The sequence below is a fragment of the Microbacterium sp. NPDC056736 genome, assembly GCF_042790415.1.
Taxonomy (GTDB): domain Bacteria; phylum Actinomycetota; class Actinomycetes; order Actinomycetales; family Microbacteriaceae; genus Microbacterium.
On the sequence record NZ_JBHTZE010000010.1, the window covers coordinates 33,284 to 44,313 of the forward strand.

Here is an 11,030-nt window from a genome sequence, read left to right on the forward strand (position 1 = left end):
GCGGCGCGTCAGTGCGCGACGCGAGCGCGCAGGTGAGGAGTGACGGATGCCGCGAACCCGGCGGCCGTGCGCTGCACGGCGACGAGCGGGTCGGTGGCCCAGATGTCCTCGTTGAAGATCTCGACCTCGATGTCGCGGTCGTAGCCGGTGGCCTCGACCGCGCGCGTGAGCGATGCGAAGTCGATGACGCCGTCGCCCGGGTAATGGCGGCCGAGGAGCACGTCCGCGGGGAGCGGCGTCTTCCAGTCGCAGACCTGGTACGTGGCGATGCGGCCCTCGCGGCCCGCGCGCTCGATCGACGGGAGCACGTCCGGGTCCCACCAGATGTGGAACGTGTCGACGGTCGCTCCCACGACGGCGGGGTCGAAGTCCGCCGCGATGTCGAGCGCCTGGCCGAGCGTCGAGACGACGCAGCGGTCGGAGGCGTACATCGGATGCAGCGGCTCGATCGCGAGCGTCACACCGGCGGCCGCGGCATCCGGAACCAGCTCGCCGATCGCGTCGCGCACGCGCTCGCGCGCGCCGATCAGGTCGCGCGACCCCTCGGGCAGACCGCCCGCGACGAGCACGAGGATGGCGGTCGACCCCTCGGCCCCGGCCGCCGCGAGCGTCGCCGCCTCTTCGATGGCGACGCGGTTGTCGTCGATCGACGCCCGGCGGGCGGGCCCCTCGGGCATCGTGAAGAAGCCGGCGCGGCAGTGCGTCGTGAAGCGCAGGCCCGAGTCGGTCAGCATCGAGGCGGCCGTGGCCAGGCCCACCTGCTGCACGGGCTCGCGCCACAGGCCGATCGCCTGCACGCCCGCTTCGGCGGTCACGCGCAGCGCGGTCGCCAGGTCGGCGTGCTTGATGGTGGCCTGGTTGATCGACAGACGCGGGTCCACGGTCACGCGATCACCCCCGGGACGTCGATGCCGTTGTGACGCAGCATGCCGTGCCAGCGGATGGCGGCGAGCTCGGGCTTCTCCAGGGCGAGCGACGCGTTCGCGAGCTCGACGATGCGCGACAGGTGGGGGAGGCTGCGCGCGGAGTGCAGGCCGCCGACCATCTGGAACGCCGGCTGGTGGCCGTTGAGCCACGAAAGGAACGCGACGCCGGTCTTGTAGTAGAACGTGGGCGCGGCGAACACCTGGCGGCTGAGCTCCTCGGTGGGGCCGAGGATCTCGAGGTAGCGTGCCGGATCGCCCGCGTCGAGCGCCTGGATGGCCGCCGACGCGACCGGCGTGATCGCGGCGAAGGCGCCGAGCAGCGCGTCCGAGTGCTGACGGGTGCTGTCGGGGTTGCGGGCCGGCTGCGTCGCGTCGGGCACGTCCTGCCCGCCGATGAGGCCGACGTAGTTGAAGTCGTCGCCGGTGAACATGCGCACGCCCTGGGGCAGGCGCTCGCGCACCGACACCTCGGAGGCCGCGTCGAGCAGGCTCATCTTGACGCCCGCGACCTTGTCGGCGTTCTCCTCGATGATCTCCAGCAGCACCGCCGACGCGTCGCGCCAGTCGGGCGACCCGAAGTAGCCCTCCAGCACCGGGTCGAAGGCGGTGCCGAGCCAGTGCAGCACGACCGGGGTGGTCGCGGACTGCAGCACCTCGCGGTAGACGCGCCGGTAGTCGTCGGCCGACTGCGCCACCCGCGCGAGGTGGCGGGACGCCATCAGCACCGGGCCGGCACCCTGCTCCTCGGTGAAGTGCAGCTGCTCCTTGTAGGCGTCGATGACCTGGTCGATCGAGATGCGCTCCTCGTCGACATGGTCGGTGTTGACGCCGACGACGACCGAGCCGCCCTCCTCGCGGGCGACCTGCGCCGAGCGGGCGATGAGGTCGCGCGTCGCGGCGGCGTCCAGACCCATGTTCCGCTGTGCGGTGTCCATGGCGTCGGCGACGCCGAGACCCCAGGAGTACACCGATCGGCGGAAGTCCAGCGTGGCGTCCCAGTCGACCTCGGCGGGACGGCCCGGGGTGTTGTCGGCCCAGGTGTGGGGCACGACGTGCGCGGCGGCGTACGCCACGCGGCTGCGGAGCGGGCCCCCGGGCTTCGTGTAGCCCGGGGACTCGTTCAGCGAGACCGCCGACGTCGCGCCGTCGGCCGAGAGAAGTGTGAGCTTCGGCATCCGTTCTCCCGATCAGTCCAGCGACAGCGCGGGCAGCTCGACCTTGCGGCCCTCGCGGCTGGACTGCAGGCCGGCCTCGGCCAGCAGCACGCCGCGCGCGCCGGAGAGCAGGTCGAACTCGTAGTCGGTGCCCAGCACGTACGACTCGAGGAACTCCTCCCACTGCTGACGGAAGCCGTTCTGGAACACGTCGTTCGTGGGCACCTCGGCCCAGTCGGCGTCGTAGTCGTGGTCGTCGGCGAGGTCGGGGTTCCAGACCGGCTTGGGGGTGGCGTTGCGGTGCTGGATCTTCGCGCCGAAGAGGCCCACGACGGCCGAGCCGTGCGTGCCGTCGACGTGGAACTCGACGAGCTCGTCGCGGTTCACGCGGACGGTCCACGACGAGTTGATCTGCGCGACGATGTCGCCCTCGAGCTCGAAGACGCCGTAGGCGGCGTCCTCGGCGGTCGCGGTGTAGTGCTCGCCCTTCTCGTCCCAGCGGTCCTTGATGTGCACGGCGGCCTGTGCGTAGACCGTCTTGACCTCGCCGAAGAGGTTCTCCATCACGTAGTTCCAGTGCGGGAACATGTCGACGATGATGCCGCCGCCGTCCTCGGCGCGGTAGTTCCACGAGGGACGCTGGGCGGGCTGCCAGTCGCCCTCGAACACCCAGTAGCCGAACTCGCCGCGCACCGACAGGATGCGGCCGAAGAAGCCGGAGTCGATGAGGCGCTTGAGCTTCTGCAGGCCGGGGAGGTAGAGCTTGTCGTGGACGACGCCGGTCTTGACGCCGGCCTCCTTCGCGAGCTTCGCGAGCTCGAGCGCCTCTTCGACCGTCTCGGCCGTCGGCTTCTCGGTGTAGATCGTCTTGCCGGCGGCGATCGCCTTGCGCAGGGCCGAGGCGCGGGCCTTGGTCACCAGGAAGTCGGCGTAGATCTCCCAGCGCGGGTCGGCCAGGGCGGCGTCGAGGTCGGTCGTGTAGTCCTCGATGCCGTGCTTGGCGGCGAGGTCGGCGAGCTTCGCCTCGCTGCGGCCGACGAGCAGCGGCTTGACGGTGACCTTGGTGCCGTCGGCGAGCTCGATGCCGCCTTGGTCGCGGATCGCGAGGATCGAGCGCACCAGGTGCTGGCGGTAGCCCATGCGGCCCGAGACGCCGTTCATGATGATGCCGATCTCGCGCACCTGCGGACGTGCCGAGGTCTCCGCCGAAGCCGGAGCGAGTGTCGTGTCGGTCATGGGGTCCTGCTTTCTTCTCTGAAGGCTGTGGGTACCCGCTCACCGGGCAGTGACGCGGGTAAACGCTTTCCAATAGTGTGACACGGGATTTGTCGGTTCGCAAGCGCTATCCGGAGCGCACAGAATCGGAGGTTTCGAGCGACACGCCCGAGAGCGGATGCCGCCTCCCGGCGTGTCGCCCAAGAAGTCCGACGCTGTGCCGCGCCGGGCCGGCGCCGCGTGGCGAGGTCAGGCCCGCAGCAGCACGCACCCGTGCGGCTCGAGCGTCAGCCGGACGACGGAGCTGCCCGGAGCCACACCGCGCGCCGCATCCGACTGCTCGTGGACGGCCTCCACGGCGACGGATGCCGCGTCCCACACGTCCACGACGCCTGCGGGGGCGGGGCCGAGGCCGAGCGACCGCGTGTCGAACGGCACCTCGCGGGGTTGGTCGGCGGTGTTGAAGACGGCGACCCAGCGTGTCTCGCCGCGCTCGGCCGCCCACACCACGAGGTCTCGCTCGCGCAGCAGCTCGCGGTTGCCGGTGGACTCGCGCAGCACCTCGAGCACGTCGTCGTTCGTGAAGAGGGCGATGGTCTCGGGGGCACTGGTGGGGAGGTCTCCGCCGATCATGAGCGGGGATCGCGCCATGACCCACAGGGTGACCAGCGACCTGCGCTCGGCCAGGGTGAGCGCGCCCTCGCGGGGTTCGCCGCGCTCGGCGCGGATACCGATGCGGCCGAGGGGCAGCATGTCGGCGTCGGGCCAGCCCTCCGGTCCTGCCAGCGGCGCCCAGCGTGCCAGCCGCGCGAAGTTCGCCTCGACGTCGTCCCACCGGTCCCACAGGTCGTCGCAGATCCGCCACATCGTGGCGTGCTGCCGCAGGTGCTCGAGGTGGGCCGCCGAAAGGTCCCGTCCGGGCGAGAGCGACAGCGCGATGGCGCGCGGCGCGGTCTCGATCGCCGTCGAGAGGGCTTCGATCTCGGCGGCCTGGTAGGACCACAGAAGATCGTCGGCTTTGATGAAGTCGACGCCCCACAGCGCGTACTGGTCCGCGATCGAGCGGTAGTACGCCGCGGCGCCGGGCTTCGAGTGGTCCAGGCCGAGGTAGTGCGGGTTCCACTCGCAGACGTTGGCAGAGTCGGCGATGGCCGCCGCCGTGGCCTCGGCGCCCTGCACGGGCAGGTCGCGCTCGACGGCCAGGCGCGGGATGCCGCGCATGATGTGGATGCCGAACTTCAGGCCGAGTTCGTGCACGCGGGCGGCCAGCGGGGCGAACCCGCGGCCTCCGGCCGACGACGGGAACCGCACCGGGTCGGGCTGCACGCGGCCGAACTCGTCGATCACCAGCGGCGCGGCGTCGTTGTACCCGTGCGACCGCGCGGTCGGATCGGCCCAGTCGATGTCGACCACCACTGTGTCCCATCCGTGGGGGAGGAGGTGCTCGGCCATGAAGGCGGCGTTGGCGAGCACCTCCTCCTCGGTGACGGTGGTGCCGTAGCTGTCCCAGCTGTTCCACCCCATCGGCGGGGTGGGCGTCTTCCGCAGCGTCATGCGAGCCGGATCGCCGTCCACGAGACGGCGGGGAGCGTCACCGACAGCTGCTCGCCGTCGACGGATGCCTCCGCCTCGCGTACGCCCACCCGCTCGGGCGCCTCCAGCGTGTTGGCGGCGTACAGGTCGTCCTCGTGCAGGAGGTGCGACTCCACGACCGAGACCTCGCGGCCGAGCTCGCGCACCAGGGCGGCGAGGTCGACGCGGAGGGTCGCGGCATCCGTCGTCGAACGGTTCACCGCGAACAGCGACACGCCCTCGTCGTCGATGGTCGCCACCGCGTTCAGCGCCGGGACGTCGCCGAACCTCTCGCTGGCGAAGGTGCTCGACGCGACCGGCACACGCACCGCGTTGCCGCGTGCCAGGCGCGAGGTGATCGAGAACGGGAAGAACGTGGTCTGCCGCCAAGCGGGTCCGCCGGGCTCGGTCATGATCGGCGCGATCACGTTGACCAGCTGCGCGAGCGAAGCCGAGCGCACCCGGTCGGCGTGCTGCAGCAGCGTGATCAGCAGGTCGCCGAAGACGACGGCGTCGAGCGCGTGGTACTGGTCCTCGAGCAGACGCGGAGCCACGGGCCACGCCCCGCCCTTGAACTCGTGGCCCGACTCGGTGCCGTCCTCCTTGTGCAGGTACCAGACGTTCCACTCGTCGAACGAGATCATGATGCGCTTGTCGCTCTTCTTCTCCGCGGCCACGGAGTCGGCGATGGCGGCGACGGCCTCGATGAAGCGCGCCATGTCGACGCCGGAGGCCAGGAACTCCTGCGCGTTTCCGTCCTGCTCCTGGTAGTACGAGTGGCACGAGATGTACTCGACGTCGTCGAAGGTGTGCTCGAGGACGGTGCGCTCCCACGACCCGAACGTCGGCATGCCCCGGCCCGACGAGCCGCACACGACGAGCTCGATGTCGGGGTCGAGCATGCGCATCGCCTTCGCGGTCTGCGAGGCGAGCTTGCCGTAGTCGTCGGCGTTCTTGTGGCCGACCTGCCACGGGCCGTCCATCTCGTTGCCCAGGCACCACATGCTCACGCCGAAGGGCGTCTCGCGGCCGTTCGCCGCGCGCCGGTCGGTCCACGTTGTCTGCGTGTCGGCGTTGGCGTACTCGAGCAGGTCGAGCGCCTCCTGCGTGCCGCGCGTGCCGAGGTTGACCGCGAGCATGAGGTCGCTCCCGACGCGGTCGAGCCACGCCTGGAACTCGTGGAGGCCGACCTCGTTCGTCTCCGTCGAGTGCCATGCGAGGTCGAGCCGTCGCGGGCGCTCGGCCTTCGGCCCGATGCCGTCCTCCCAGCGGTACGCCGAGACGAAGTTGCCGCCGGGGTAGCGGATGGTCGAGACGCCGAGCTCCTTCACCAGCTCGACGACGTCGGTGCGGAAGCCCTCCTCGTCGGCGGATGGATGCCCCGGCTCGAAGATGCCGTCGTAGATGTGGCGCCCGAGGTGCTCGACGAATCCGCCGAACAGCCGCCGGTCGATGTCGGCGATCTCGTGGTGCGGGTCGAGGCGGGCGGTCGCGTCCTGCGCGTCGGTCACGGGGTGCTCCTTGGAGGTCGAAGCGCCGGCGATGCGGACGTGCGTCGCCGGCGACGGTTCAGTGGGATGCCGGCTCGTGCCGGAGGATCAGCGAGATGGCGGCCGGCCTCGCGGGGAGGCGGTACCGGGGGAGCACCCCCGGCCCGCAGGTGGCGGTGCCGACACCCGACTGGGCGAGGTCGATCGTCACGTGCGTCTGCCCGTCCGGAGTCAGCTCCCAGTTGTGGGCGGCGCCGGCGAGGGATCGCCGGCTGTGACGCGACACGGTGAGCGCGAAGGGGGCGTCGAGCGAGGATACGTGCAGGGTACCGGCCTCGGTCGCGATCGCGGCCTCGCGCACGCCGATCCTCGAGCCGCTCTCCTGCGGACGGACGTGGTCCACGGTGAGCTCGTCGGCGTCGAGGTGCCACCAGCCGAACCGCGCGGCCGCGCGCAGGTCGGGGTAGCTGGGCATCGGGCCGTATCCCGCCAGGTCCACCCCGACGGGCGCCGAGGCGAGGACGAAGTCCAGCCCGATCCTCGCCCACTCCGTGATCCAGGTGCCGTGGGGCTCGAGCTCGGCGTCGAGCCGCACGGCGCCGCCCTCGAGGGCGGTCCACCGCAGTCGGGCGTCGACGGCGCTGTCGAGGATGGGCGTCCCGGTGCGGGTGCGCACCGTGACGGCGTCGCCCTCGGTCAGGGCGTCCACCAGCCGGGTCACGGTGCGGTCCATGCCGGCCGCGCGCCAGCGCTCGGCGTAGGAGGGCAGGTCGAGCTCGTCGTCGCCGATGTCTCGGTCGTTGTCCGTCGGAGCACGCCAGACGCCCACCGTCGGTCCCGCGATCGCCAGACCGCCCAGGCTCTGCAGGCCTCCGCCCGTGCGGTCGAACCGCGCGGCGCCGACGACGTCGGCGGTCGCGGCGACCGCGGCGGGGGCGGGTGCGACGGGTCGTCCGTCGCGGACGTCCTGGCCGCTCGCGATCACGTGGCCGGCCTCCGCCCAGGCCGATGGTGCGGCCGAGACCGCCTCTACCGTGAGCGCGTCGGCCACGCGGGCCGCGGCATCCGTCCGGCACTCGTCGGGCAGGTCCACCATCGCGGCGGAACGCGGTCCGCAAGGGGGTGTGGGAAGGGTTCCGGAGGCCACGACCTCGCCGTCGACGGTGCGCGTCCAGCGCAGCGCGACGTCGGCGAGGTCGCGGAAGTCGTACCGGTTCTCGAGGCGCACGCGCGTGCGCGCGCCGTCGATCCCCACGACGATGGGGGCGATGACGGCCGCATAGTGCAGCAGCCCGGGCCGGGGATTGCGGTCCGCGTCGACGAGTCCGTCGATGACGAAGTTGCCGTCGTGCACGTCCTCTCCGAAGTCGCCGCCGTAGAGGGTCCGGCTCGTGCCGTCCGGGCCGTCGACCGCGATGCCGTGCTCGAGCCACTCCCACACGAAGCCGCCCGCGTGGCGCGGGAAGGTCTCGAAGAGGTCCCAGTACTCCTGGAGGCCGCCGGGGCCGGTCCCCATCGCGTGCGCGAACTCGCACTGGAGGAACGGCAGGGTGCGGCGGCGCACCTCGGCCGGCGTGGCGTCGAAGGGTGCCGGCACCAGCGCCTCCTCGCCGATCGCGCGCACCTCGTCGTGCGTGGCGTACATGCGCGAGTAGACGTCGACGTAGCGGCTCGCGCGATCGCCCTCATAGTGGATGAGCCGGGTGGGATCGGCGGTCTTCGCCCATCGCGCCATCTCCTCGAGATTCGCACCGACGTGCGACTCGTTGCCCAGCGACCACATGATGACGCTCGGATGGTTCTTGTCGCGATGCACCGTCCGGCGGATGCGGTCCAGGAACGCGTCGCGCCACGCGGGGTCGGCGCTCGGGTTGCGGCGCCAGTCGACGTGCTCGAAGCCGTGGGTCTCGAGGTCGCACTCGTCGATCACCCAGAACCCGAGCTCGTCGAAGAGGTCGAGGACGTCCGGATGCGGGGGGTAGTGGGAGGTACGGACCGCGTTGATGTTGTGGCGCTTCATCAGGAGCAGCTCGTCACGGGCCACGTCGGCGTCGTAGACGCGACCGTGCCGCGGGCGGTGCTCGTGGCGGTTCACGCCGCGCAGCATGATCGGCGCACCGTTCACGAGGAGCTGCGTGTCCCGCACCTCCACCCGTCGGAACCCGATGCGAAGGGCGACGACCTCCGCGTGGGTGCGGACCTCGGCGTCGTAGAGCCGCGGCTGCTCGGCGGTCCACGGCTCGACCCCGGCGATCCGCAGTGTGTCCGCTGCGGGCGCGTCGATGCCGAGCTCGGGGATCACGATGCGCGCCGCGGCCTCGCCGTCGACGCGGACCGAGACGTCGAGGGTGCCCGCTCCGGTGTCGGCGTCGTAGTCCGCACGCACGAACACGTCGTCGACCCCGCCGTCGGGCCGGGCGAGGATCGTCACGCTCCGGAAGATCCCCGGCAGCCACCACATGTCCTGGTTCTCGAGGTAGGTGGCGTCGCTGAACTGCGCGACGCGGACCGCGAGCCGGTTCGTCCCGGGGACGAGGACGTCCGACACGTCGAACTCGTGCGTGAGCCTGCTTCCACGGGTCGTCCCGAGGAGCACGTCGTTCAACCACACCTCGGCGGCCGACTCGATGCCGTCGAACCGGAGGATGCGGCGGCGATGCGCGATGACCTCGTCCGACGCCGCGAAGTCGAGCCGGTAGTCGCCGATCGGATTGACGTCGGGCGGGTGCGGCGGGTCCACCGGGAAGGGCATCTGCACGTTGGAGTAGGCCGGCGACCCGTAGCCCTGCAGGTTCCAGTGGCCGGGGACCTCGACGACTCCCCAGCCGTCGGCGTCTGCGACGCGCCAGTCCTCGGGCGCGGCCCGGAGGGAGGGCGAGACGCGGAATCTCCAGCGCCCGTCGAGCGACCGGCTGGGCGCATCGGAGCACAGACGAGCGCGCGGGGCGGTGGTGCCGGAGCCGGGGCTGGTGGTGGCGATCTCCATGGGTTCCTCGTCGGTGAGTGAAGAGCGTCAAAGCACCGACCCTACACGGAAGGCGCTTACCCATTCGCTGGGAAATTGAGGGAAGGCGCTTGCCGGTAGACGAACTTTGCTCTAATGTCCTAACATCGTATCAGCGATCCGCACCGGGCTCCGGCTCCGGCTCCGCACCAGAGGCGCGAAATCCCGCGCCGCATCGACAAGGACGTTGGCCCCTGGACATCCAGGGCGAAAGGGAAATCCAATGAAGCATTCAGCAAAGCCCCGCCTGCGGGTGACTCTCGCCCTCGCCGCCGCCGCGGTCACCGCTGTCGCGCTCACCGGCTGCGGCTCGAACGGCGAAGCCGCCCAGACCGACGAGCCGATCCAGTTCTTCCTCTCGGGCGACGCCAACCAGGGCGGCGGCTACGCCCACATGGCCGAGAAGTACGAGGAGGAGACCGGCGTCGAGGTCGAGATCGTCGACATCGCGAACGACGACCTCGCCACCAAGCTCCGCAACGCCGCGCAGGCCAACGACCTCCCGGCGATCGCTCGCGTCGGCGCCGTCGACCCGGTCTGGCGCAACGCGACGACCGATCTGTCGGACATCACCGAAGGCAGCGAGATCCGCACGGACCTCTCCGACAAGGACGACGACGGCAACGTCATCTCGCTCCCCTCCGACATCACCGCGGTCGGCATGTTCATCAACAAGACGCTGTTCGACGAGGCCGGCGTCGCCTACCCCACCAGCGAGGACGACATCTGGACGTGGGACGAGTACGTCGCTGCGGTCAAGGAGGTCCAGGCCGCGACCGGCACCACGTACGGCATGGTGATGGACAAGTCCTCGCACCGCCTCAAGGCCCTCTTCTACGAATTCGGCTCGGACTACTTCCAGGCCGATGACGAGGGTGTCTTCAGCACGAACGACAACACGAAGGACGCGCTGGAGTTCTTCGGCTCGCTGAACGACGACTCCTTCATGCCGCGCTCGGTGTGGCTGTCGGATGCCGACCCGAACGCGCTGTTCAAGAGCGGCGACGTCGTGTCGTACCTCTCCGGCTCGTGGCAGATCGCGGACTTCGCCGTGAACATCGCCGACTTCGAGTGGGCGTCGGTCTACATGCCGCAGGAGGAGGAGCGCGCGACCAACTTCGGCAACGCCGCATCGATCGTCGTCTTCGAGGGCCCTCAGCAGGAGGCCGCGCACGACTTCATCGAGTGGCTGTACGAGCCCGAGAACTACACCGAGCTGTCGGAGACGTCGTCGTTCATCCCCGCCATCGGCGGCCTGGACATCGAGTACGCGGCGCACGCGGACGCCTTCGACATCTACAACCAGGACATCGCGGCCTCTCCCGACATCGTGGGCGAGATCAAGGCGATGGAGCTGCAGTACGGCGCGCAGGGCGTGACGACCGACGGCGACCCGGTGCGCGACGAGACCGTCAAGTACCTCAACGGCGAGCAGGACGTCGACACCACGATCGAGAACATCAACGCCCTGTTCACCGACCAGCTGGGCGCTCTGGAGTGACCGTGTCCACCACCAAGACCGTCGATGGGCGCAGCGCCGAAACCTCTGCGCTCATCACCGTGGGGGGGGGGGCGCCGGGGCGCCCCCCCCCCCCGCCGGGCCGCACGACGACCAAAATACAGGGGCCCCGCACCCTAAAAACCCGCTCCGGGGGGGGGTTAGGCCGGG

Annotated in this window: 7 protein-coding genes; 1 reads left to right on the top strand and 6 read right to left on the bottom strand. The window is 70.7% G+C overall.

Features of this window, described 5'->3' with window-relative positions; translation table 11 throughout:
- Positions 1-8: 8 nt before the first annotated feature.
- The 6 genes from ACFRAL_RS16495 to ACFRAL_RS16520 form a co-directional block, all read right to left on the bottom strand.
- Positions 9-887, bottom strand: coding sequence for a sugar phosphate isomerase/epimerase family protein (locus ACFRAL_RS16495; protein ID WP_378884991.1), 879 nt, complete (start codon positions 885-887; stop codon positions 9-11).
- A complete protein-coding gene (locus ACFRAL_RS16500; protein WP_378884994.1) occupies positions 884-2,101 on the bottom strand; it encodes a dihydrodipicolinate synthase family protein in 1,218 nt (405 codons plus the stop codon). The genes ACFRAL_RS16495 and ACFRAL_RS16500 overlap by 4 nt, the downstream gene beginning before the upstream one ends.
- 12 nt (positions 2,102-2,113) lie before the next feature.
- Positions 2,114-3,316, bottom strand: a complete 1,203-nt coding sequence (locus tag ACFRAL_RS16505) for a Gfo/Idh/MocA family protein (protein WP_378884996.1) — start codon at positions 3,314-3,316, stop codon at positions 2,114-2,116.
- A gap of 228 nt (positions 3,317-3,544) precedes the next feature.
- The gene (locus ACFRAL_RS16510; RefSeq protein WP_378884999.1) at positions 3,545-4,849 is read right to left on the bottom strand and encodes an alpha-galactosidase; all 1,305 of its coding nucleotides are present in this window, start codon (positions 4,847-4,849) and stop codon (positions 3,545-3,547) included.
- A complete protein-coding gene (locus ACFRAL_RS16515; protein WP_378885002.1) occupies positions 4,846-6,378 on the bottom strand; it encodes an alpha-N-arabinofuranosidase in 1,533 nt (510 codons plus the stop codon). Before ACFRAL_RS16515 ends, ACFRAL_RS16510 begins: the two co-directional genes overlap by 4 nt.
- Before the next feature lie 58 nt (positions 6,379-6,436).
- Positions 6,437-9,343, bottom strand: coding sequence for a glycoside hydrolase family 2 TIM barrel-domain containing protein (locus ACFRAL_RS16520; RefSeq protein ID WP_378885005.1), 2,907 nt, complete (start codon positions 9,341-9,343; stop codon positions 6,437-6,439).
- A gap of 241 nt (positions 9,344-9,584) precedes the next feature.
- Between ACFRAL_RS16520 and ACFRAL_RS16525 the strand changes: the two genes are divergently transcribed.
- Positions 9,585-10,862 carry an extracellular solute-binding protein gene (locus ACFRAL_RS16525; protein ID WP_336394548.1) on the top strand — a complete coding sequence of 426 codons (1,278 nt, stop codon included), beginning with the start codon at positions 9,585-9,587 and terminating at the stop codon, positions 10,860-10,862.
- The last annotated feature ends 168 nt before the right edge of the window (positions 10,863-11,030 follow it).